This is a genomic window from Arthrobacter sp. AG1021 (assembly GCF_003633665.1).
Classification (GTDB): Bacteria; Actinomycetota; Actinomycetes; order Actinomycetales; family Micrococcaceae; genus Glutamicibacter; species Glutamicibacter soli.
Genome location: NZ_RBLB01000007.1, coordinates 644,508 through 666,512, shown reverse-complemented (window position 1 = coordinate 666,512; position 22,005 = coordinate 644,508). Strand labels below are relative to the sequence as shown.

General features: G+C 62.4%; 22 protein-coding genes, 2 tRNA genes and 2 riboswitches. Of the genes, 13 read left to right on the top strand and 11 right to left on the bottom strand.

What is annotated here, in order from left to right; genetic code table 11:
* The first annotated feature begins 110 nt into the window (after window positions 1-110).
* A tRNA-Val gene (locus DFO58_RS08455) sits at window positions 111-184 on the top strand.
* A gap of 55 nt (window positions 185-239) precedes the next feature.
* On the opposite strand, the gene DFO58_RS08450 is transcribed toward DFO58_RS08455, so the two are convergent.
* The gene (locus DFO58_RS08450; protein ID WP_120990179.1) at window positions 240-1,298 is read right to left on the bottom strand and encodes an LLM class flavin-dependent oxidoreductase; all 1,059 of its coding nucleotides are present in this window, start codon (window positions 1,296-1,298) and stop codon (window positions 240-242) included.
* 209 nt (window positions 1,299-1,507) lie between these two features.
* On the opposite strand from DFO58_RS08450, the gene DFO58_RS08445 reads away from it, so the two are divergent.
* The gene (locus DFO58_RS08445) at window positions 1,508-3,178 is read left to right on the top strand and encodes a threonine/serine exporter family protein (protein WP_120990176.1); all 1,671 of its coding nucleotides are present in this window, start codon (window positions 1,508-1,510) and stop codon (window positions 3,176-3,178) included.
* A 6-nt stretch (window positions 3,179-3,184) separates the two neighbouring features.
* Here DFO58_RS08445 and DFO58_RS08440 read toward each other — a convergent pair whose 3' ends face one another.
* On the bottom strand, window positions 3,185-3,958 hold the full coding sequence (locus DFO58_RS08440) for a uracil-DNA glycosylase (protein WP_286163528.1): 774 nt from the start codon (window positions 3,956-3,958) through the stop codon (window positions 3,185-3,187).
* 157 nt (window positions 3,959-4,115) lie between these two features.
* Here DFO58_RS08440 and DFO58_RS08435 point away from each other — a divergent pair, with 157 nt between their 5' ends.
* The 3 genes from DFO58_RS08435 to groL all read left to right on the top strand — a co-directional run bounded on the left by DFO58_RS08435 (window position 4,116) and on the right by groL (window position 6,996).
* On the top strand, window positions 4,116-4,406 hold the full coding sequence (locus DFO58_RS08435; RefSeq protein WP_047118275.1) for a DUF3263 domain-containing protein: 291 nt from the start codon (window positions 4,116-4,118) through the stop codon (window positions 4,404-4,406).
* A gap of 46 nt (window positions 4,407-4,452) precedes the next feature.
* Window positions 4,453-5,064, top strand: a complete 612-nt coding sequence (locus DFO58_RS08430) for a LytR C-terminal domain-containing protein (RefSeq protein ID WP_047118276.1) — start codon at window positions 4,453-4,455, stop codon at window positions 5,062-5,064.
* 297 nt (window positions 5,065-5,361) lie between these two features.
* Window positions 5,362-6,996, top strand: a complete 1,635-nt coding sequence (groL, locus tag DFO58_RS08425) for a chaperonin GroEL (protein WP_120990174.1) — start codon at window positions 5,362-5,364, stop codon at window positions 6,994-6,996.
* A 96-nt stretch (window positions 6,997-7,092) separates the two neighbouring features.
* Here the strand turns inward: groL and DFO58_RS08420 are convergent, their stop codons facing one another.
* Window positions 7,093-7,989: a DUF4031 domain-containing protein gene (locus tag DFO58_RS08420; RefSeq protein WP_053797379.1), complete on the bottom strand. Its 897-nt coding sequence runs from the start codon at window positions 7,987-7,989 to the stop codon at window positions 7,093-7,095.
* 233 nt (window positions 7,990-8,222) lie between these two features.
* On the opposite strand from DFO58_RS08420, the gene DFO58_RS08415 reads away from it, so the two are divergent.
* Entirely contained in the window at window positions 8,223-9,491 is a 1,269-nt protein-coding gene (locus DFO58_RS08415) for an LPXTG cell wall anchor domain-containing protein (protein WP_047118279.1), read from the top strand.
* A 108-nt stretch (window positions 9,492-9,599) separates the two neighbouring features.
* Here the strand turns inward: DFO58_RS08415 and DFO58_RS08410 are convergent, their stop codons facing one another.
* The 4 genes from DFO58_RS08410 to DFO58_RS08395 all read right to left on the bottom strand — a co-directional run bounded on the left by DFO58_RS08410 (window position 9,600) and on the right by DFO58_RS08395 (window position 12,562).
* The gene (locus DFO58_RS08410) at window positions 9,600-9,890 is read right to left on the bottom strand and encodes a WXG100 family type VII secretion target (protein ID WP_053797380.1); all 291 of its coding nucleotides are present in this window, start codon (window positions 9,888-9,890) and stop codon (window positions 9,600-9,602) included.
* A 96-nt stretch (window positions 9,891-9,986) separates the two neighbouring features.
* Window positions 9,987-11,537, bottom strand: coding sequence for a HAMP domain-containing sensor histidine kinase (locus DFO58_RS08405; protein ID WP_047118281.1), 1,551 nt, complete (start codon window positions 11,535-11,537; stop codon window positions 9,987-9,989).
* 40 nt (window positions 11,538-11,577) lie between these two features.
* Complete coding sequence (locus DFO58_RS08400; protein ID WP_047118282.1) at window positions 11,578-12,285, bottom strand: response regulator transcription factor; 708 nt, start codon at window positions 12,283-12,285, stop codon at window positions 11,578-11,580.
* Between the two features lie 58 nt (window positions 12,286-12,343).
* Window positions 12,344-12,562: a hypothetical protein gene (locus tag DFO58_RS08395; protein ID WP_047118283.1), complete on the bottom strand. Its 219-nt coding sequence runs from the start codon at window positions 12,560-12,562 to the stop codon at window positions 12,344-12,346.
* A gap of 251 nt (window positions 12,563-12,813) precedes the next feature.
* Here DFO58_RS08395 and DFO58_RS08390 point away from each other — a divergent pair, with 251 nt between their 5' ends.
* The gene (locus DFO58_RS08390; protein ID WP_047118284.1) at window positions 12,814-13,197 is read left to right on the top strand and encodes a cold-shock protein; all 384 of its coding nucleotides are present in this window, start codon (window positions 12,814-12,816) and stop codon (window positions 13,195-13,197) included.
* A gap of 3 nt (window positions 13,198-13,200) precedes the next feature.
* Window positions 13,201-13,815, top strand: coding sequence for a DUF3027 domain-containing protein (locus DFO58_RS08385; RefSeq protein ID WP_047118285.1), 615 nt, complete (start codon window positions 13,201-13,203; stop codon window positions 13,813-13,815).
* 80 nt (window positions 13,816-13,895) lie between these two features.
* Here DFO58_RS08385 and serC read toward each other — a convergent pair whose 3' ends face one another.
* Window positions 13,896-15,017 carry a phosphoserine transaminase gene (serC, locus tag DFO58_RS08380; protein ID WP_047118286.1) on the bottom strand — a complete coding sequence of 374 codons (1,122 nt, stop codon included), beginning with the start codon at window positions 15,015-15,017 and terminating at the stop codon, window positions 13,896-13,898.
* 255 nt (window positions 15,018-15,272) lie between these two features.
* Between serC and DFO58_RS08375 the strand changes: the two genes are divergently transcribed.
* From DFO58_RS08375 to DFO58_RS08360, 4 genes are all read left to right on the top strand, one after another.
* Window positions 15,273-15,971, top strand: coding sequence for a metal-dependent transcriptional regulator (locus tag DFO58_RS08375; protein ID WP_047118287.1), 699 nt, complete (start codon window positions 15,273-15,275; stop codon window positions 15,969-15,971).
* Window positions 15,972-16,046: 75 nt separating this feature from the next.
* Window positions 16,047-16,225: riboswitch (cyclic di-AMP (ydaO/yuaA leader) on the top strand.
* Between the two features lie 2 nt (window positions 16,226-16,227).
* Entirely contained in the window at window positions 16,228-17,253 is a 1,026-nt protein-coding gene (locus DFO58_RS08370; RefSeq protein WP_120990172.1) for a M23 family metallopeptidase, read from the top strand.
* Between the two features lie 130 nt (window positions 17,254-17,383).
* Window positions 17,384-17,548: riboswitch (cyclic di-AMP (ydaO/yuaA leader) on the top strand.
* Between the two features lie 5 nt (window positions 17,549-17,553).
* Window positions 17,554-18,420: a C40 family peptidase gene (locus DFO58_RS08365; protein WP_120990170.1), complete on the top strand. Its 867-nt coding sequence runs from the start codon at window positions 17,554-17,556 to the stop codon at window positions 18,418-18,420.
* 230 nt (window positions 18,421-18,650) lie between these two features.
* The gene (locus DFO58_RS08360) at window positions 18,651-19,145 is read left to right on the top strand and encodes an HNH endonuclease (RefSeq protein ID WP_120990168.1); all 495 of its coding nucleotides are present in this window, start codon (window positions 18,651-18,653) and stop codon (window positions 19,143-19,145) included.
* 30 nt (window positions 19,146-19,175) lie between these two features.
* Here DFO58_RS08360 and DFO58_RS08355 read toward each other — a convergent pair whose 3' ends face one another.
* Window positions 19,176-19,586, bottom strand: a complete 411-nt coding sequence (locus DFO58_RS08355; RefSeq protein WP_047118290.1) for an NUDIX domain-containing protein — start codon at window positions 19,584-19,586, stop codon at window positions 19,176-19,178.
* A gap of 187 nt (window positions 19,587-19,773) precedes the next feature.
* Between DFO58_RS08355 and DFO58_RS08350 the strand changes: the two genes are divergently transcribed.
* Window positions 19,774-21,003: an ROK family transcriptional regulator gene (locus tag DFO58_RS08350; protein WP_120990165.1), complete on the top strand. Its 1,230-nt coding sequence runs from the start codon at window positions 19,774-19,776 to the stop codon at window positions 21,001-21,003.
* A gap of 143 nt (window positions 21,004-21,146) precedes the next feature.
* On the opposite strand, the gene DFO58_RS08345 is transcribed toward DFO58_RS08350, so the two are convergent.
* Together DFO58_RS08345 and DFO58_RS08340 are read right to left on the bottom strand one after the other, a co-directional pair.
* Window positions 21,147-21,223 (bottom strand) — tRNA-Arg (locus DFO58_RS08345).
* Between the two features lie 65 nt (window positions 21,224-21,288).
* The gene (locus DFO58_RS08340) at window positions 21,289-21,954 is read right to left on the bottom strand and encodes a hypothetical protein (RefSeq protein ID WP_120990163.1); all 666 of its coding nucleotides are present in this window, start codon (window positions 21,952-21,954) and stop codon (window positions 21,289-21,291) included.
* Between the last annotated feature and the right edge of the window lie 51 nt (window positions 21,955-22,005).

Below are 22,005 nucleotides of genomic sequence, written 5' to 3'. Positions count from 1 at the left end.
CTGGCGGTCGAAGCGGCCCGGGGATGGCGCCGATTCGGCACGATTTGGAACGTAGGTCGGAATACGGCTAGGATTATCTAGGTGCTGAACCGGAAACGGACAGCGCAGATGGATCTTTAGCTCAGTTGGTTAGAGCGTTCGCCTCACACGCGAAAGGTCGCTGGTTCGAGTCCAGTAAGATCCACCGGTAAAAAAGCCACCGCAGAAATGCGGTGGCTTTTTCGTATCCGGGCTGGCCGCTAGTTCTGCGAGCCTTCGGTGAGCAGCTCGTAGATCCTCGGCTTGACCTCGGTTCCCAGCATTTCAATGCTCTTCATGAGGTGCTCGTGGGGCAGCGAACCGGCGGAGTACTTGATATCGATGCGGGACAGTCCGAGCGTGCGGACCGCCTTGGCCATCTTTCGTGCCACCGTCTCGGGGCTGCCTGCCATCATGGCGCCCTGCGGACCCATAGCCGCTTGCAGCTGGATGCGGCTGGCAGGACCCCAGCCGCGTTCGGCGCCCAAACGGTTCATGGTGCGCTGGTAGTGCGGCCAGAGCAGCTCCAGCGCTTCTTCGTCGGTATCGGCTACGAGTCCGTGGAAGTGGGCCCCGACCGGCTGTTCCGGTTCGCTGAACTCCTTCAACGCCCGGTGGTACAGGTTGACCAGTGGTTCGAAGGCCGCGGGCTGCCCGCCGATGATGGCCAGGAAGAGCGGCAGGCCGTGGCGTGCGGCGCGGATGACTGACTGCGGGCTGCCGCCCACTCCGACCCATGTCGTCAACGGCTTGCCTTCGAGCAGCGGGTAGACCTGCTGGCCGCGCAGGGCCGCTCGGTGGCTGCCGGACCACGACACCGGATCGCCGTGGCGCAACTTGGCCATCAACGCGAGCTTCTCCTCGAAGAGCTCCTCGTAGTCTTCGAGGTCGAGACCGAACAGCGGGAAGGACTCGATGAACGAGCCGCGCCCTGCGATGATTTCAGCGCGGCCGTTGGACAGCGCATCCAGGGTGGCGAAGCGTTCGTACACGCGGACCGGATCGTCGCTGGACAGCACGGTGACTGCGGTGCCGAGCTTGATGTTCTGCGTGGTCGCCGCCAGCGCCGCGAGCACCGTCTCGGGTGAGGAGATCGAGAAGTCATCGCGATGGTGTTCCCCGATCCCGAAGAAGTCGAGTCCGACTTCTTCGGCCTTCTGGCCCTCGGCCAGCACGTTGCGGATCACCTGGGCGTGGGACAGCGGGGTTCCATTGGCGTCCTCGGTGATATCGCCGAAGGTCTCGGCTCCAACCTGCGGAAGTTTCACGGTGGTGTTCATGGGTTCGGCCTCTCGCTATATTGCATGCATATACATCTAATTTCCCACTGGGCGTAACTTCCCCCGCCCCGGAACTATTCCCCCGGGGGCGTGCCACGCCCGAATGTGTTCGGCGATACGCCGTGATTTGGAGGATTCCCCAGCAACTTCCAGAAGTCGGGTTGTATCGTGATTTACATGCAACATCGAACGTTTCGGGAAGGTGATCCGTGGCGCAGTTGAACAACGACCAGTTCTCCGGAAATCCACGTGGTGCGGGGGACGACCCGGATCCGGCCGTCGGCGCATTGCCGCGGATCAGCACCAGCGAAATCAAGATGGGGCAGCTTGCCGAACCCGAGCATCATGAGGAGCCCACGGCCTCGGAACTGCCGCTGAACACTGCGGTCAGCGCCAGCGTCGCTGCGGCCCCCGCCTCGGACCCCGAATCGCGCACCGGCCGCGTTCACACCACGGACGAAGGCATCACCCTGGTGCCCACGCGGGCGAACCCGGTGGCCCGCAGCCTGCTGGCCAAGATGTGGATTTCCACCTCGCCGCCCACCCAGGCGCTGGACATCGTGGATCGCCTGCAGGGCACCCCCTACGCGAACCCCACGGTCAACAAGGACCAGGACGCGTCGGCCCGCCGCACGCTGGAGTTCGCGCTGGACCTGGGCGAGACACTGATCCGCTACGGCGCCGGAGCGCTGGAAGTGGAAACCAGCATCATCGCGGTGACCGCGGCGCTGGGCCTGAGCTACCTGGACGTGGACATCACCAACCAGTCGCTGCACCTGAACTACAGCCCGCCGGACGCCGAAAGCTACTCGATCCTGCGTGTGGTGCGTTCCTCCACGGCGAACTACGCGGGCCTGGTGCTGGTGCACCAGCTGGTCTCCGACATCATCGCCGGCGGCGTCTCGCGCAGCGAGTCCGCCAAGCGGCTCAAGGCGATCATGCGCAAGCCCAAGCCGTTCCCGCGCTGGATCGTTGCCAGCGGCAACGCGGTGTTCGCGGCGGCCTTCGTGCTGTTCATCGGCGGGTCGTGGCTCGGCGCGCTGGTGGCCATGGGTTCGTCCTCGATCGTCTCGCAGATCGGGCGCTACGGCGCCCGGTGGCGCGTGCCGGCTTTCTTCACCATTGCGGCCTCCACGTTTGTGGTCACGGGCATCGCGCTGGTGAGCTACGAGCTGCGTGCGCCCATCGACCCGGCGCTGGTGGTGTCCGGCGGCATCCTGCTGCTGCTTCCCTCCGGGCGGTTCGTCTCCGCCCTGCAGGATGCGATCAACGGGTTCCCGGTGACCTCCGTGGGCCGCCTGTTCTCCGCGGGACTGACCTATACGGCCATCGTCTCCGGCATCTCCACCGCGCTGGTGATCTCCTCGGTGCTGGGCTGGGACAGCGTGGACGTGCACCAGATCGACAAGATCGCCTACCCGGCCTGGCTGCTGGTGATCCTGGTGGCGGTGGCGATCATCGCCGGCGCCGTCACGGAACAGAGCTCGGTGAAGCTGCTGCTGCCCACCGCCGGGATCGCCGTGGGCGGCTACCTGATCCAGCTGTTGTGCGAGTACATCGGGCTGGGCGTCCGGGCCACTCCGGCGGTGGTGGCCACGGTCATCGGCTTCGCGGCGCGCTTCGCGGCGGACAAGCTGCATTCCCCGCAGCTGGTCATCGCGGCTCCAGCGGTCATGTTCCTGCTGCCGGGCCTGATGATCTTCCGCGCCATGTACTCCATCGTGTTCGACTCCAGCGACATGTCCAGCGGCCTGGTGGAGATGTTCAACGCCTTCGCGATCATGCTCTCCATCGCCGGCGGCGTGGTCTTCGGCGACACCCTGTGCCGGCCGCTGACCTCCAGCGCGCGGCGCGAACGGCGGCTGATCCGCCGCCGCTGAGTGCGGCTACAGCGCAGGCAACGACCAGTCGATCGGCGGCTGTCCGGATTCGGACAGCCGCCGATTGATTTCGGAGAAGGGCCGCGAGCCGAAGAACCCGCGCGAGGCGGACAGCGGCGAGGGGTGGGCGCTGGCCAGCTGCGGCATCCGGTCCATCAGCCCCGCCAGCTTCTGCGCATGCCTGCCCCAGAGCAGCGCCACCGGAGGGTTCTCGCGCTGGTTCAGCGCGCTGATGGCCGCTTCGACGACCGCGGACCAGCCCAGGCGCTGGTGCGCCCCGGCATGACCCGCCTGGACCGACAGCGACTGGTTCAGCAGCAGAACTCCCTGCTCATGCCAGGCGCTGAGATCCGGGTGGGCTGCCGGGGCAATGCCCAGATCGTCGTTCAGCTCCTTGTAGATATTGGACAGCGACCGGGGCAGCGGACGCACCGAAGCCTGGGCAGCGAAGGCCAAGCCGTTGGCATGGCCCGGGGTCGGATACGGATCCTGTCCGATGAGCACGACGCGCACCTGCGAGCGCGGAATGCGAAGTGCGCGCAACATCACGTGCGGTTCCGGGAGGATCTGCTCTCCGGCGGCGCTGCGTCGTGCCAGTTCAGCGGCGATCCGCCGGAGCTTGCCATCGAGTGGCAGCAGCACCGGGACCCAGTCCTGGGCGATGAATCCGCGCTCCGCCATGGATCTGGCGCCGTGGTGGAAGGGGAAATCCTCCGGCTCGTAGCGGGGGACCGGTACCGGCTCCGGGTCGCCGAACAGGGAGGGCTGCAGGTTGTCCATGGCATCCATTCTGCCGGTATTATGGCGTGGCTGTGCCCGCGGGCGCGGCGCAGCACAGGCGAGTTGGTTAGAATATCGGTGGTATGTCCGCCACTGGCGGAGCAGAACGCAGGGCCGAGACCGGACTTTGCCGGGTGAAGGAAAGAGGTGTGGACGCATGGCTGAGGGTGAAGTGCTGGTGGATTTCGTAATGAATCCCGACTCGGAACTCGATGAGCGTTCCCAGCAGATCCTGAACATGGAAAAGTTGTGGTGGAAGTATGCCGGCGCCAAGGAACAGGCCATTACCAAACAGTTCTCCATGTCGCCGACGAATTACTACCAGCTGCTGAACCAGCTGATTGAGACGGACGCGGCGTTGGCTTACGACCCAATGCTGGTCAAACGCCTGCGTAGGCTTAGGTCTACCAGACGTCGTGTGAGCGGTACCGTCGGCTCCGGACGCTAGTTTCCGGAACCGGCCGCGACCAGTCAGACCTCGAGCAAGGACAAGAATGACCAACTACCCACGTGACGAATTCGATCGCGTTCCGGAGTTCAACACCCGTGTGGGTTCGCACCACGCCAACGGGTGGGCGCAGTCTGCCGCCTCCACGACGTCCGGTGGAAAACTTCGTTGGGTAGTTATTGCAGCCGTGCTTGTCGTCCTGGTGGGCGCATTCGCCTACTTCTTCGGCCCCGGCGGCCTGAAGCCGATTGTCGGCTCCGCCCCGAACCCCACCGAAACCACCTCGGCAGCCCCGAGCGAGGACGCCACCTCCAGCCCGAGCGAAACCGAAAGCGCCACCCCCTCCGCCTCCAGCACCATCGATGATGACGACGTGCTCTTCGGGCAGCTGATCGGCGTCTACAACGGCGCCAGCATCGCAGGCATCGCCTCGGCCGGCGAAGACGCCCTGTCCGAGGCCGGATTCACCAATATCACCGCCAGCAACTGGACCCGCCCGGCCGAGACCTCCACCGTGTACTACACCTCGGAGGCCTATCGCACCACGGCCGAAAAGGCCGCTGAGGTGCTGAATATCGACGAGGTTCTGCAGACCCAGAACATTCCGAACCGGGTGACCGTGGTGATGGGCTCGGACGACACCCTCGAAGTACGCTAACCCCGCAGTATCCAATTGCTTCGCTGTGAGCCGATCAGCTTGCACTCGCAGGGCGAGAGTGCCAATATTTGTATTAGCACTCATGCGTTGCGACTGCTAACGCCGATCGGCTTTTCGCGTTTTAACCGCAGCCGGTCCGGCCTCAGACGTCGCTTCGCAGGGAGCGTGAAGAATACCTCAGATAGCGAGAGCTGACGCGGCTGCAGGCCCGATGCCCAGCCGTTGCACTCGTCCGTCGCGGGCGCTGTCTGTCGGTTGCATTTTCGCAAAATCGTCCCGAAAGGACCGAAAGCCACTATGGCCAAGATGATTGCATTTGACGAGGAAGCACGCCGCGGACTTGAGCGCGGCCTGAACACCCTTGCAGACGCCGTAAAGGTGACCCTGGGCCCACGCGGCCGCAACGTTGTTCTGGAAAAGAAGTGGGGTGCCCCGACGATCACCAACGATGGCGTGTCCATCGCCAAGGAGATCGAGCTCGAGGATCCATACGAGAAGATCGGCGCAGAGCTGGTCAAGGAAGTTGCCAAGAAGACTGACGACGTCGCAGGCGACGGCACCACCACCGCAACCGTTCTCGCCCAGGCACTGGTCAAGGAAGGCCTGCGCAACGTTGCCGCCGGCGCCGACCCGATCGCGCTGCGCCGCGGCATCGACAAGGCCGTAGAGGCCGTCACCGCCGAGCTGTTCGCCGCCGCCAAGAAGATCGAGTCCAAGGAGCAGATCGCTGCTACCGCCTCGATCTCCGCAGGCGACCCTGAGATCGGCGGCCTGATCGCCGAGGCTCTCGACAAGGTCGGCGAGCAGGGCGTCATCACCGTTGAGGAGTCCAACACCTTCGGCCTCGAGCTGGAGCTGGCCGAGGGCATGCGCTTCGACAAGGGCTACATCTCCGCATACTTTGTCACCGACGCAGAGCGCCAGGAGACCGTGCTGGAGGACCCATACATCCTCATCGTGAACTCCAAGATCTCCTCGGTCAAGGACATGGTCACCCTGCTGGAGAAGGTCATGCAGTCGAACAAGTCGCTGCTGATCATCGCCGAAGACGTCGAGGGCGAAGCCCTGGCCACCCTGATCCTGAACAAGATCCGCGGCCTGTTCAAGTCCGTTGCCGTCAAGGCTCCGGGCTTCGGCGACCGCCGCAAGGCCATGCTGACCGACATCGCCATCCTGACCGGCGGCCAGGTTGTCTCCGAGGAGATCGGCCTGTCCCTGGACAACGTGGGCCTGGAAGTTCTGGGTACCGCCCGCAAGGTCGTTATCACCAAGGACGAGACCACCATCGTTGAAGGCGGCGGCGAAGCCGACGCCATCGAAGGCCGCAAGGCCCAGATCGCAGCCGAGATCAAGAACACCGACTCGGACTACGACCGCGAGAAGCTGCAGGAGCGCCACGCAAAGCTCTCCGGCGGCGTCGCCGTGCTGAAGGCCGGCGCAGCCACCGAGGTGGAGCTCAAGGAGCGCAAACACCGCATCGAAGATGCCGTGCGCAACGCCAAGGCAGCAGTGGAAGAGGGCATCGTCGCCGGCGGCGGCGTAGCCCTGATCCAGGCCGGCGCAGCAGCCTTCGAGAAGCTGTCGCTGGAAGGCGACGAGGCAACCGGTGCGAACATCGTGCGCGTCGGCATCGAAGCTCCGCTGAAGCAGATCGCCCTGAACGCCGGCATGGAGCCAGGCGTTGTCGCCGACAAGGTCAAGGGCCTGGCTGCCGGCCACGGCCTGAACGCCGCCACCGGCCAGTACGTCGACCTGCTGGAAGCCGGCGTGAACGATCCTGTGAAGGTGACCCGTTCGGCCCTGCAGAACGCCGCATCGATCGCAGGCCTGTTCCTGACCACCGAAGCCGTTGTCGCGGACAAGCCAGCTCCTGCCGGCACCGCACCAGCCGGTGACGACATGGGTGGCATGGGCGGCATGGGCGGCTTCTAAGCTTCCCCGCCCGGCTCGGCACCACGCCGAGACTACCTGGTGCCTGTGGCCTGTTTCCCCTGGGGAAACGGGCCACAGGCCGTTAAAAGCCGGAAGCTATTCGCCGAGCCAGCCGCGCAGCACTGAGATCTCCGCGCCGACGTTGCTGCGGGCCGCGTTTTCCCAGCGGTCGATGCCTCGCACGGTGCTGTAGATGTTGTCCTTCTCCAGCAGCGAGCCCAGCACCTTGATCCGTCCGGCAGCCAGGGCCGGGCGCGGGAAATGCGCGTACTCCTGGTAGATCGCCTGGGCATAGCGCTGGTAGGCCGGCTGCGGGCGGGCCAGCACCTCAAGATCCGCATCGCACAGGATCCGGCCCAGGCGGTCGTGGTCGCCGGGGGAGTGCCCTGCGGTGAGCAGGATCAGTTCGCTGACCCTGGACACCGCCCCGGGGCTCAGCAGCCCGTAGAGGCGCTCGCGGGCAAGGATCGCGGACTTGGCCTCGTCGTCCGAGGCTCCGTGGTACACCGCGTCGTGGAACCAGGCGGCCAGCTGCAGCAGCATGCGCTCCTCGCCGTCGGCCTGGTCCTTCGCCAGCCAATCCAAGGCCTCCAGCACGGACAGCAGGTGGACCCTGTCGTGGTATCTGCGATGCGACTGCGACCAGCGTTCCAGCAGCTCGCGGCCCAGCTGGGGTTCGGTGGGCAGAGTTCGGGCCCAACGGCGGGACAGCACCGGTCCCAGCTTTTCCGGGCGGTACTTGGCCGGGATGCGCAGCCCGGAGGCGATCAGCGCCCGAGCCAGGTCGCCGGCCGAAACCTCGTGCGCGCCGTCCCGCACCAGCTCGGCATAGCGGGACTGCGGCACGTCGTAGTGGTCCCTGTCGAACGCGCGCTCGGGCAGCTGGTGCGCACGGGCAAAGGCATGCAGTTCATCGAGCGTCGCATCGGAAACCAGATGCGAAAAGAGCGTTCCATGGGCAGGCCATGACGGTGGGTCGATCAGGATGCTCATAGGCTCTAGCCTACGTGTTGGTAGCGGTTTTGAAGTCCCGTTCGGGGGCCCTGGGCACGGGTGGGCAAAGTCCCGTTGTAAGAGACGTGGAATTACTTGGCGGCGGTGCATTCTTCGGATAGGTTGTACTTTAATCATTCAGCACTTTCACAGGCCATAAATCTGTCATCACTGAAGCGGAACGCCTCGGCGTCCCGCAACTGCCTGTGACTTCTTTGGGGAATCGAGACACCATGTCGCCTAAGATCAATACCACCCTGCTTTCGGCAGCGGTTATTTCTGGACTTCTCGTCTCTGCCGCTCCGGCACAGGCTACCGAAACCACGGACGATGCCCTCCAGAGCATCACCGTTGCACAGCAGGAAACCCAGACCGAGCCGGCAGCGCCGGCGGCCATTGAGGCCCCCGTGCAGCAGCCTGCCGTCGAAACCCCTGTCGTGCCTGCGCCGCCAGTCGCCGAAGTGCCCACCGACAACGTGGAAGACATTGCAGTGGAAGCCCCGGCAGAGCAGACCGTCGTCCAGGAGTCGCAGGCCCCAGTCGAGGACAGCGTCGAGGAAACGGCTCCGGCTGCACCGGTGGAGGAGAATGCTTCAGTTGAGGATTCGGCTCCCGCGCAGGACCTAGCTGCCGGCACCGAGACCGGCGCGACCCAGCCAGCGGACGAGACCAGCTCCGCAACCGATGAGACGGTCGACTCCGACTACATCGAAGGAGTCGAATCGGACAAGGACTCTTTGGCATCGTTCCTCGAATCCGAGGCTGTCCAGCAGCTGTCGGACGAGTTCGGCGATCTCGACTCTGACATCTCCGAGGAGGAGCAGGCCTTCTGGGAAAAGGTTGATGCATTGCTGCCTGAGGGCAGCGAAGGCTGGGATGATGCCCAATGGGATGCCTTCTACGAAACCGAAGAAGGACAGCAGCTGCTGCAGCTGATCGAGGAAGAATTCGGTACCGAAGATCCGGAGATCTCCGACGAGGACCTGCAGTTCCTCGAAGAGATGATGGACCGTCTCCCCGCAGGCGCTGAAGAGTGGACCGATGAGCAGTGGGGCGAATTCTTCGCGACCGAAGATGGCCAGGAGTACCTAGCGCTCGTGCTGACCTATCTTTTGGATAGCGTCAGCAGCGAAGCGGAGCTTGAAGAGCTCCTGGAATCGATCTGGGCGGAGTTCCCCGGCGATCAGCAGTGGCTCGAAGATTTCTTGGCTTTCTACTTCGGTGAAGAAGCGCCGGAGGGCGAGAAGCCCGAGGCGAAGCCCGAAGCCAAGCCTGAAGCAAAGCCATCCGAGAAGCCGGTAGAAATCAAGCCGGCAGGATCCATCGACAAGAAGCCGGAGAACACCGGCTCCGAATCGGCCAAGGGCGACGCGAAGCCGCAGGCCTCGGAGAACGAACTAGCTGATACCGGTTTCAACGGTGCGCTGCTGGCGGCTGCGGGCGCGGGTCTGCTGCTGATGCTGGCCGGAGCCGCCATGGTTCTGCGCCGCCGCAAGGCCTGAGCCTCGTAGCCAACGCATGGATGCTGGCCGCTGGATCATCTTCCCTGAAGCTGATCCAGCGGCCAGTTCTTTGTGGTTTTGGCGCTGTTTTCGCTGGGGATGCGCCGTTTAGTAGCGGAACAGCGAGGTATTGACCTGCTCGACTTCCTCGTACTGCGCCGAGGCATGATGCAACGCCGTGGCGATGTTGCCCAAGGCTTCTTCGATGCGCAGGTGGGTGCTTCGCCATTCGGCCACGATGGCCTGGAACGATGCGGCCGCCGAGCCATGCCATGTGCCCTGCAACTGGTCCAGATTCATCTGCATCGTGGCGACTTCTGAACGCAGGCGGTCGATGGTGCCCATAACCGCTTGGGACTTGGCCTGCATTTCGCCGGTGTTGGTGGAGAACGTGCTCATGATTCCTGCTCGCCTTTCATCGGATCGTGATGACCTAACGATAGGAGCTATGGCACCGAAGCAGAGTAAGCCGCAGGCCGGTTGTGGACAATGAGGCTACGACTCGTCGTGCTCCGGATGGAAGTCGAAGTCGTCGTCGCGCGGCTCGGGCATCGGAACGTAGGGCAGCGAGATGGCCATGGTGGCGCCGCCGCCTTCGGTTTCGCTCAGCGACACGGATCCGCCGTGCTGTTGGACAATGGCTGCGACAATTGCCAGCCCCAGGCCGGAACCGCCGGTTTCGCGTTGGCGCGAGGCATCCGAGCGGTAGAAGCGCTCGAAGATTCGCTTGGCGTCCTCTTCGGGAATGCCGTGGCCGTGGTCGCGGACCTCGAGTACTGCGTCGAGGGCACCGGCCACCAGCGAACGCACACCCACCGCGATCTCGATCGGGGACCCTTCGGGGGTGTAGCGCAGGGCATTGGTCAGCAGGTTGGCGATGACCTGGCGGATGCGGGCGTCGTCTCCGACAGTGCTGGCGGGGCTGGGCTGGTTGCTGGACAGGCCCACCAAGGTGACCTTGCGGTCGGGCGCCCGCACCCGGGTGTCCTCCACGATGTCCTGTCCGAGCACCAGCAGGTCGACAGCCTGCTTCTCCATCGGGCGCTGCTCGTCCAGGCGCGCCAGCATCAGCAGGTCCTCAACGAGCTGCGCCATGCGCTTGGATTCGCTCTCAATGCGCCCCATCGCCGAATCGAGGGCTTCGGGGCTCGCCAGTCCGCCGTGGCGGTAGAACTCCGAGTAGCCCTGGATGGTGACCAGCGGGGTGCGCAGCTCGTGGGAGGCATCCTGAATGAAGCGCCGCATCTTCTGTTCGGAAGCTTCGCGGTCCTTGAAAGCCTTCTCGATCTGCGCCAGCATCGAATTCAGCGAGCGTGAGAGCCTGCCGACTTCCGTCTCCGCAGGATAGTCCGTCACGCGCTGGGTGAGGTCGCCGGCGGCGATCATGGACGCGGTGCGCTCGACCTTCGTCAGCGGTTTCAGCGACCGGGTGGTGAGGGCATAGGCGATCATGGACATGACCAGCGCGGCGAGCAAGCCGGTGGAGAGCACCAGCACCGCCGCCTGCTGCGCGGTGTTGTTGACGGTGCTCAGCGGGATCGCCAGGAACAGGTTCAGGCTGCTGCTCTTCAGCGGAATCACCATGGTCCGCCACCCGGCGGAGTTCGCCTGGATGCCCGGGATGGTCACCGGCTTGTTCGGCGTTTCCAGCAGCTTATCGATATTGGCCGGATTCAACAGCGGCGAATCCAAGGCCGTGCTCGGCGAAACCCGCGAGCGCGGCATGATGTAGACGATTTTCCCGTCTTTATCACGGATGTCGGCGTAGGAGCTGTTCAGCCCGAGCAGCGTCGGGTCGAAGTCCTTGAAGCCGTCGGGGTCCCCGGGGTTGTCCACCGAATACAGGTAGGCCTTGTTCAGACCAAGCCCCATCGTCGGTCCGGCGGCGACCAGCTGGTCATCGATCTGGTTGGTCATCGAGATCCGCAGCGTGTGGGCCGAGCCCACGGCCGTGGCTACGATGGCCAGGATCATCAGCCCGAACATCACTGTCACCAGTTTGGTGCGCAGCGTGGTGCGCCGCCAGAGGGAACGAATCGACTTCATAGGATGACTTTACAAGTCCCTTGCTCGTGGACGGACGCGGCTAGCGGCGGTCCGGGGTGCGCATCAGGTAGCCGACGCCGCGTTTGGTCTGGATCAGCGCAGGCCATTCGGGGCGGTCGACCTTGCGGCGCAGGTACGAGATATAGGACTCGACGATCGACGCGTCGCCGTTGAAGTCGTACTCCCACACGTGGTCCAGGATCTGCGACTTGGACAGCACGCGGTTCGGGTTCATCATCAGGTAGCGCAGGAGCTTGAACTCGGTGGGGGAGAGGTCGATGATCTCGCCGGCGCGGCGGACCTCGTGCGCGTCGTCGTCCAGCTCGAGGTCGGCGACCACGATGGTGGCGTTCTCTTCCTCGCCCGAAGACGTGCGGCGCAGGACTGCGCGGATGCGTGCGACGACCTCGTCCAGGCTGAACGGCTTGGTGACATAGTCGTCGCCGCCCACGGTCAGGCCGGTGACCTTGTCCGAGGTGTCGTCACGTGCGGTGAGGAACAGGACCGGGAAATGGCGCCCCGCGGCGCGCAGCTTGCGGGTGATGGTGAATCCATCCATGTCCGGAAGCATCACGTCGAGCACTGCCAAGTCAGGTTCCTCGGCCTCAACCGCTGCCAGGGCGTCCCGGCCGTTGGCTGCGGAGACAACTTCGAAACCTGCGAAGCGCAGGGAAGTGGACAGCAACTCGCGGATATTCGGCTCGTCATCGACAACGAGAAGTTTTGCCTCTGGGGTTTTTGCACTCATGAAACCCAGTGTGCCTAAGAAGTCTGGGAGATTCCTGTATGAATGCTGGGGTAGAAAATTAGTTGTTGCGACGCCGGATGACGTTGCCGATAACGACTGCAACGCCCAGCAGGAAGGCGACCGGAAGGCCCCAGACGCCCAGAATCATCAGGAAGGGCGGGATGCTGATTTCCTGGAAATAGAGCACCAGCGTCGCAGCCAATGCCAGGGTGGAAACTACGGCAACGCCGATGGCTAGACGCGAAACAACGGACAGGGTGACGGATAAGGTGCTCACCGTTCCTACTTTACCGTTGCCGTCCCGGAGGAGGGAGTCCCGAGTCAAAGAGCGCCCAAGGTGATTTTGTGTCCGGATGAATGACATAATCAAAGGTAAACGACTTGGTTCGACTCCGTGCGTCGAGCACCCGGGAAAAGAATTCGAAAAGCCCGGTGAAAGCTCCGCGGAAGCGAACACCTGAATATGCATGGTGCTGAGCAGGCCTCGGCCATGCAGCTACGCACGAGAAACGAACGAGGTATTACAGCATGCCTACCGGCAAGGTTAAGTGGTACGAGAAGTCCAAGGGCTTTGGATTCATTACCGCAGAAGACGGCAAAGAGATCTACGTCAACGCAGCGGCCCTGCCCGACGGCATGCATGAGCTGCGACCGGGAACGCGCCTTGAGTTCGGTGTGGCCGAGGGCCGTCGCGGACCGCAGGCCTTGAGCCTCCGGGTGCTCGAAGCGGCCCCGTCGGTGGCTCGCGCCAAGCGCAAGAAGCCCGAAGCCGAGGCCGTCGTCATCGAGGACCTAATCAAATTGCTGGACAGCGTTTCGAATACCTTGCGCAATGGGCGCTATCCTGAACATGCATACGGCAAAAAGGTAGCTACCGTGCTGCGCGCGGTAGCCGACGATCTGGACGCATAAACAATGGCCCGTAAACCCAAGCTGGACACCCTCCTCGCTGAAGCGGTCGATACCGCGCGGCTATCCCTGGCTGAAATCGCCGGGGAATCCGAAATCGGCGAACACCTCGGCGTCACGGCCGAGGGTGAGCGACTTGTCACCCATAGATTTATCTCCCATAAAAAGGGATACCAAGGTTGGACATGGTTCGCGACACTTGCGCGGGTGCCACGGGCCAAGGCCAAAGATCTGACAGTGTGCGAGGTCGGGATCATTGCCGGCGAGGATTCACTGCTGGCTCCTGCCTGGGTGCCGTGGGCGGATCGTCTGGCCAAGGAGGAGATCGAAGCCGCAGAGGCCGAGCACAGCGCCGTTGAAGGCGAGCAGCCTACAGAGGCTGAGACCTCGGCGGCCGCGCAGGATGAGCAGGGTTCGGAGCAGCCGCAGGCAATTCCTGAGGGAGAAGCTGACGCCGTTCCTGCACAGGACGAGCTCGCGACCGACGAGGTTGCGGACGAGGAAGAGCTGCAGTCGGTCAAGTCACCGGCTCGACGCCAGGTCCGCCGTCGGCGCACTGCCCAGCGAACCGCCGCACGTCGCCGCGCCGCGCAACGCAACCGCGCACGCAAGGACGGCTAGCGCCGAAACAGGCATACAGCGAAGGGCTCGGACCATGTGGTCCGAGCCCTTCGCTGTTGTGGTGTCGTGCGTCGTGGGGACTAGAGCTGTTCGATCACGTAGTCGATGCAGTTCAGCAGTGCCTGGACGTCGCTCGGATCGATCGCGACGAAGGTTGCGATACGCAGCTGGTTGCGGCCGAGCTTGCGGTAAGGCTCCACATCGACCACGCCGTTGGCGCGAAGCGCCTTGGCGATGGCGGTGGCGTCGATCTTGTCGTCGAAGTCGACGGTGGAAATGACGTTGGAGCGGTGTTCCGGATTCGCCACGTACATCGCAGCGATGTCGGAGGCCTCGGCCCAGGCCTGGACCTTGGCCGCGGATTCGGCGGTGCGCTCAGCGGCCCAGGCGAGTCCGCCGTTGGCGTTGATCCATTTGATCTGGGAATCCAGCATGACCAGCGTGGTCAGTGCAGGGGTGTTGTAGGTCTGGTTCTTCAACGAGTTGTCCAGAGCGGTCTTCAGGTTCAGGAAGTCCGGGATCCACCGGTCGGTGGCGGCGATTTCCTCGATGCGCGCAATGGCCGCCGGGGAAACGAACGCGATCCACAGGCCGCCGTCGGCTGCGAAGTTCTTCTGCGGCGCGAAGTAGTAGACGTCGGTTTCGGCCAAGTCCACGGCCAATCCGCCGGCGCCGCTGGTGGCGTCGATGACCATCAGTGCGTCATCGTTGGCGCCAGCTACGCGCTTGACCGGGGCTGCAGCGCCGGTGGAGGTCTCGTTGTGAGGCCATGCATAGACATCGACGTCGGCTTCGGCGGCGGGAACAGGAACGCTGCCCGGCTCGCTGGTGATGATGGTCGAGGCAGCCAGGAACGGGGCCTTGTCCGTGGCTTTGGCGAATTTGGAGCCGAACTCGCCGAACGACAGGTGCTGCGCCTTGTTGCGCACCAGGGAGAAAGCGGCCGAATCCCAGAACGCGGTAGCGCCGCCGACACCCAGCAGAACTTCATAGCCCTCTGGCGCGTTGAACATTTCCTTCAGTCCGTTCTGGACCGATGCCACAAGGTTCTTGACCGGAGCCTGACGGTGCGAGGTGCCCAGGAGGGAATCCGCTGCCTCAACAATCGCCTGGACTTGCTCTGCGCGAACCTTGGACGGACCGGCGCCGAAACGACCGTCGGCTGGCAAAAGATTCTGTGGAATGGTGATGTCCGTGCTCATCGTGCTCCTCGATATAGCTATAGATTGAAGGGCTGAAAACCCGCTGTTCCGCGGCGCGGAATAAGGCGGGTGGGTTCAGGCGTTTCAGTACTATCTTCGCAAACCGTGAGCGTTTCAGAGAAAAACCGGACGGAGGGTTACGACATCCTCGGTGGCCGGCCCCGTAACGAATATGTCCAGCGCACCCAGTAGAGTGTGTAGTGACGTCTCATTATTTTTACGAACTTATTGTTGTGACTTCCAGGAGCGGCTGCCGTGTCTGACCTTATCGATACAACCGAGATGTACCTGCGTACCATTCTTGAACTGCAAGAAGAGGAAATCGTGGCCTTGCGCGCCCGAATCGCAGAGCGTCTGGGCCACTCAGGCCCGACTGTGTCGCAGACCGTAGCCCGGATGGAACGAGACGGCCTCGTCGTGGTTTCCACCGACCGCCATCTTGCCTTGACCCAGAAAGGTCACGAACTGGCAACGAGCGTCATGCGCAAGCACCGCCTTGCTGAACGACTGCTGGCAGACATGATCGGGCTCGACTGGGAGTACGTCCACGAAGAAGCCTGCCGCTGGGAGCACGTCATGAGCGAGCGCGTCGAGCGCCGGCTCTACGACTTGCTGGGGAAGCCGACGGTCTCCCCGTACGGCAACCCAATTCCGGGTTTAGAGGTCCTTGGCGGGCCAAAAGTGAGCGAAATCTCATCGGAAGTTCAGAACCTTGACCAGGCTCTTTTGGATGGAGTGGAAGGACCGCTGGCAATCGAGCGCCTCGCGGAACCTATCCAGACTGACCCGATCCTGCTGGGACAGCTGAATGAAGGCGGAATCCGCCCTGGGGCGATTGTCACCCTTGAGCGTGCTGAAGACTACATCGTCGTGCGCGTGCAGGGTGTAGAGGGCGCTTTGGAGCTTCCGGTAGAGGTCAGCAGCCATGTATTCGTCAAGTCCCACAAAAGATAACGAAATTGTAACTTTCCCTTTTGACGGGTAACGTTAGTACACGGTGCACGGGGTTAGACCCGCACCAGCCCATACATTGCGCGAACGCCTAGTATTGCCCTGCGCGCGGATGGGAAGTCAGTTTATGGGGCAATAGCGGGGGACCCACTTTCCGACGTTTACGTCTAGGGGTGAAGTCCTGCCAAAAGCAGGCCGGCTCATTCTCAGGAGCCGAATCCGACAGCTAACTTCGTAGGCGCTACATGAGAGGAATGTTTTGGTAGAAACCAAGACGACCGGCCGCCGCGCCGCCGTTGTTGAGCTGGATGTGATTGGCGAAATCGCAGCTGCCGCTACCGAGCGTGCGGGTGGACGTCGCGCATCGCGGGTGAGCGAATCGGCTGTTGCCATCGAGCCTGCAGCACCGGTGCATGCCAACTACGTAGGTCGCCGTTTCGAGGAACGCGCACGCTACGGCATCGCCCCTACCCGCCAGATGCTGGTGCTGGAAGATGCAGACAGCAATGTCATTGCTCTGCCGGGCGCAGTCGCTGCCCAGCCTGAATCCGCAGAGATCTCGAGCAATGTCGAGTTCATCTCGCAGCTGGACGCTGATACCAAAAAACCATCGCGACTTGGCTTTAGCCACAAAGTCGCTGCAGTTGCCGCAGTTTCGGGCCTGGCCCTTGCCGCTATCGCGCCACAGTTCTCGGGTTGGTCCAGCGACGACGTGGCCGTTGCCGCCGAACGCACCGCAACTTCCGCAGTCGTGGACGTCACCGCGCCAGGATCGGCTGGACTGGAAGTTGAACGCGCAGCGCTGACTTCCGAACTGAACCCTAATGTTGCGGGAGAAGAGAAGCTCTCCGAGGTTATGGCAGCCTCTGGCGGCAACGTCACTGCCATCAAGTCGACGTCCGGGTTGCTTGACCGCCCGGTGAAGTCGAACCGCATTACCTCGCCTTTTGGGCACCGCAATAACCCGACCGGCGCTGGCACCATGATCCATGGTGGTACAGATTACGGTGTGGCCTGCGGCACTGAGGTTTACGCCTCCGCTTCGGGTACCGTAACCGTCGCAGGCTGGGCCGGGCACTCCGGCAACCGGGTAATGGTGGACCATGGCGATGGACTGGAAACCGGTTACAGCCATAACACGAAGGTTCTGGTCAACGTGGGCGACAAGGTCAAGCGGGGAGATCTGATCGCGCTGAGCGGCACCACCGGCAACTCGACCGGTTGCCACGTGCACTTCGACGTCATAATCGACGGGCAGTTCAAAGACCCAGCCGGCTGGTTGTAACGTTCTTCGTCACCATTCCGTGACCTAAACGTGACATTTGGAAAATCATCCTATAGGCTTATATGCGTGCCAGGGGGATCTCCCTGAGCAACATTGCGTGAGAACCGAGCACTGCCAACACGCAATGTGCAGTTATAAACAACTCGTACGGCAGTGGCGGGGGAACCAATATCGGGTCGTTAGTTTGAACTAACAACCCTAGGGGTGAAGTGGAAGAGAAGGAAACTTCGAATCCACCGAGGTAACTCCACTTCGAACCCGACAGCTTACCTCGTAGGTATCAAGGAGAGGCTTTAAAAAGTGACCAAGCGTCAAACTCATGGACGTCGCCGCGCCGATGTGCCACGTACCAATTCTCTGGAAGCGATCTCGCAGGCTGTTGCATCGAACGCTGGCTCTGTAGGTCGTCAGGCAGCAGTCGTAGCTGCAGCTTCCGGTCTGATCATCACCTTGGGCGTGCCTGGCCAGGCAACTGCTCCACGCGACGTTTCCGCGGCTCCGGTTGACACCATCAACCCAGAGCGCGTGGCAGTCAAGGCTGTCAGCGTTGCCGCAGACAAGAAGTCTTCGGTTGATATCGAGCGCGCCAGCTTCACCGCCGACGAGAAGCCGGAGCCGGTTGTTATCGCAGTGGCCAACGAGGTCACCTCGACTTCGTCGAACGCCACGGCGCCGACCACCCGTTCCAACCAGTCGTCCTCCAGCAGCTCCTCGGACGACTTCGCTCCGGTGACCCGCCAGAACGTCAACAGCCAGTCGAACTCCACCCAGTCGACCAGCACCAAGAAGAAGGCCAAGAGCAGCTCTTCGGTCAACACTTCGAACCTCTCAGGTATCGCGGCTACCGCTGCCAAGTACGTCGGCGTTCCATACGTATGGGGCGGCAACGGCCCATCGGGTTGGGACTGCTCGGGCTTCGTGAAGTACGTTTACGCACAGCACGGCATCAACATCGCCCGCGGCACCTCGGCAATCCTGGGTTCCGGCCAGTTCAAGCGCACCAGCAACCCTAAGCCGGGCGACTTGGTATTCCAGAACGGTGGCGGCCACGTAGGCATCTACCTGGGCGGCGGTCAGATGATCGGGGCACAGAACCCAACCGTGGACACCATGATCCACTCGGTGAGCCGTAACCCGCTGTACGGTTACTACACCCTGGCTCGCTAAGCCTAAAAACTTTCCATAAGCCGCCGAACGTGAAAGACGTTCGGCGGCTTATGCCTTTAACCAGGATGAACATCTGGGTCTTCGCAGATGAACTTCGCAGAATATCTTTCTTGAACCCTCACATAGCAGAGGGCTGATCCTTTAGGCTTGCGATAGAGCCTCTCCGTAGGGAACGCGAGCCCCACCAATGCCAGATGGCGGCTATCGGTTCGAGAAGGAAGTACTGCAAGATGCGAACACTGGTTTTGAATGCCGGCTACGAGCCCCTGGCCGTGGTGACCTTCCGTCGAGCCCTTTTGCTGGTGATGGCGGAGAAAGCCACTATCGTCCTGCAAGATGACTCGTCGCCCGTGCGCAGCGCTCACGGCGAGTTACCGCGGCCAACGGTAATCGTCTTAAAGCGCTATGTACGACGCCCCTACAGGGACATGAATCATGTCACCCGTAGGGGCGTTCTCCGTAGGGACAGGTTTACCTGCGCCTACTGCGGCAAGTCCGCCAATACCATCGACCATGTCATTCCCCGTAGCAGGGGCGGTCAGAATACCTGGGAGAACCTGGTAGCGGCCTGTCTGGCCTGCAACAGCCGTAAGGCCGACAAGATGCTCGCACAGCTCGGCTGGCAGCTCCGCGTCACCCCGCACCGCCCGCGCTATGGCGGGCATCTGGTCTCGGGGCTCAACCAGATCGACGATTCGTGGGATGTCTACCTCCAGGCGGGCTGACACCGCGCAACTGCAGGCGGGAGACCTCGACTAGGCCTTGGCGCGTTCAATTGCCGACGGGAGCACGTGCTCGCGCAGCAGCGGCGCGAGATCGTCACGCAGCAGCGCCTGCTTTGGATCGATCCAGAGCAGCTCTTCAAGCTCGGCCAACGGTTCGAGCTCGCCGCTGAAACGCCCCGAAAAAAGATGCGCGTGAATCGAGGTCGAAGCCTCGTTGGCGGCAGGGCCATGCCACTCGCCGCGGTACTCGAGCTCGTCCGGTGCGAACTCGACACCGAGCTCCTCTTTAATTTCTCTAATGACAGTTTGTAAAGGTGACTCGCCTTTCTCGGGTTTGCCGCCAGGCTGCATGAATTTGCTCGTCCCGCGTTTGCGGACCAGCAATATTTCTCCTTGGTTGTTGATTAAACAAGCGGCTGATATAGTCAATTTTTTCTTCATGAATTCACAATATCGCGTGTGCGAAGCCGTCGCAGGTGGTAACGTGCATAAGTGGATCTCCAACGTTTTTAGTTGTTGTTCGCCGTGGTCTTATTACTCGCAATTTTTTGACCGAGTGGGTGGTGACAGGTGAAAGCCGAGGAACGGAAAGATCGATCCATCAAATTTATAGATCTATGGAGCATTAATGCGACGGGGTACCAACCTAGGGCGCTTGGGAGACTTCAACCAAGCCGTAATTCTTGAATCCATCCGCAGGGCACCGGATGGAATCAGCCGCGTCGAACTGGCAAGTTCGACGGGTCTGTCACCGCAGACCATTTCAAATGTTGTGCGTCGTCTTCTTGACGACGGCATCGTGCGTGAAGACCGCACCATCGTTTCCGGCCCGGGCAAGCCACGCACCGTGCTCGAGCTGGAAGGAAACCGTCTGGTTTCGATCGGTATCCATCTGGACCCCAGCATTCTGACCTTCGTGGCCATGAACCTGCGCGGCGAAGTCCTGCGCGAGCGCAGCATCGAAGTCCCGAACCTCGAAGTGGCTTCCGAAACCGTGCAGCTGATGGCGACCACCGTCAAGGAACTGATCGCAGAGATCCGTGTTCCGAAGAAGCATATTGTCGGAGTGGGCATTGCCGTGCCGGGTCCGGTGAACGTCGAGGAAGGCGTGGTTCTGAACCCGCCGCTGCTTGACGGCTGGGCCGACGTCGAACTCGTCAACCCGCTGCGCAAGCTCCTGCGCCTGCAGGTCATCATCGAAAAGGACACGATTGCCTCCGCAGTTGGGGAACTGTGGCAGTCGAAGGAAGAAAAGACCGACGACTTCGTCTTCGTGTACTGCGGCCACGGCTTCGGCGCCGGCATCGTCATCGATGGCGAAGTCCACCACGGTTCGAGCAACAACGCCGGCGAGATCGGGCATTACTCCACGGGCCACAAGTCCGTGTTCTGCGAAGCGTGCGGTGCAGATGACTGCCTGGCTTCCGGCACCTCCTACGAATTCATCGCGTCAAAGGCCAAAGAACGCGGCCTGGAACTACCGGCCTACGAAATCCTCGGCCCAGAACAGCGCGCAGAAGGCATGAACCGCCTCACCGAGCTGGCGCTGGAAGGCAATGCCGTGGCCAAGGAACTGGTCACCGAGACCATGGTCATGGCTGGCGAAGTCGCAGGCCAGCTGGCCAACGCGCTGGATGTCCGCGAGGTTGTCTTCGGCGGTCCGCAGTGGGACAAGGTCAGCGAGCTCGTCGGCGCAGACGTCGACGCAGCGGTCAAGCGCCGCTTCGGCTTGCGTACGGTGCACGACATCGACACCCGCACCTCCGCGCTGGGCGCCAACGTCGGCGCCGTCGGCGGCGCCTGCGTCGTCATGGACGCCTCGCTGTCGCCAAAGGCCACCGCTTTGCTGCTGCGCTAAGCGTTCATCGCAGCTAGGCCGCCAAAGGGCGCGTTCCCCGTGGAACGCGCCCTTTGGCGCGTCCGGGAGCTGACGCCCGGACGCGGCAGACGAGAAAGGCGCTTCCGCACGATGAATATCGCGGGGAAGCGCCTTTCTCGTATTGGTGCCCCTGGCCGGAATCGAACCGACGGCCTACCCTTTAGGAGAGGGTCGCTCTATCCTACTGAGCTACAGAGGCTGGGCGTGAAAACACCAACAAGACTATCCTACTAGGTACTTGCTGTCGTGAACCACGCTGCCACGCTAGGAGCTCTGGTCGCGGACCTCGGCCATCTTGCGCTTCAACGACCGGTTGGCCCGGGAAAGGCCGAGCCCGATGATCAACCCAGCGGTGATGATCAGCAACGCCCAACGAATCGTGGTGAGGATCGATGCGAACATGACCGCTCCGGCAGTCACCTCGTTGGCGGTGAACAGGGCATCGATAGCGAAGTTCTCCACGATATCCGCCACGGCGAACCCCAAGGGGGCGCACCACGCCAGCAACCGGGTCCGGCGGTTCGGAATCCAGCGGATGAACAGCAGCATGCTCATGGCGGCGGTGAACAGCGGGAAGAGTATGCCGGCGGTCTTGTGAACGTAGTTCAGCTGCCCCCGGGCGTCCTCGTCCATGGCGCTGCGCAGCGCTTCAATATCCTCCACCGTGTAGCCGAAGACCCGCTGGTCCGGCATGGACAGGTTGTTGCTGAGATCGGTCATCTGGCTCAACGCCATCCCATGGAGATAGATAAACAGAAAAAGACTGATGGCCAATCCAGCGGAGATCAGCAGCATGGGATTGGATTTGTTCTCGTGGGAAGTGCTTTGAACGTTGTATTTGTTCAGCTTCCGGTCCAGAGCCTCACCCTGCTGTTCGACGAACTGGGAGGGTTTGCGGTATTCCTTGGACTTCCTGACCTTCTTTGCCATACCTTCCATTATGCCCGGTAGGCTGTGTCCCGGTTCGCTCGGCCGGCATCA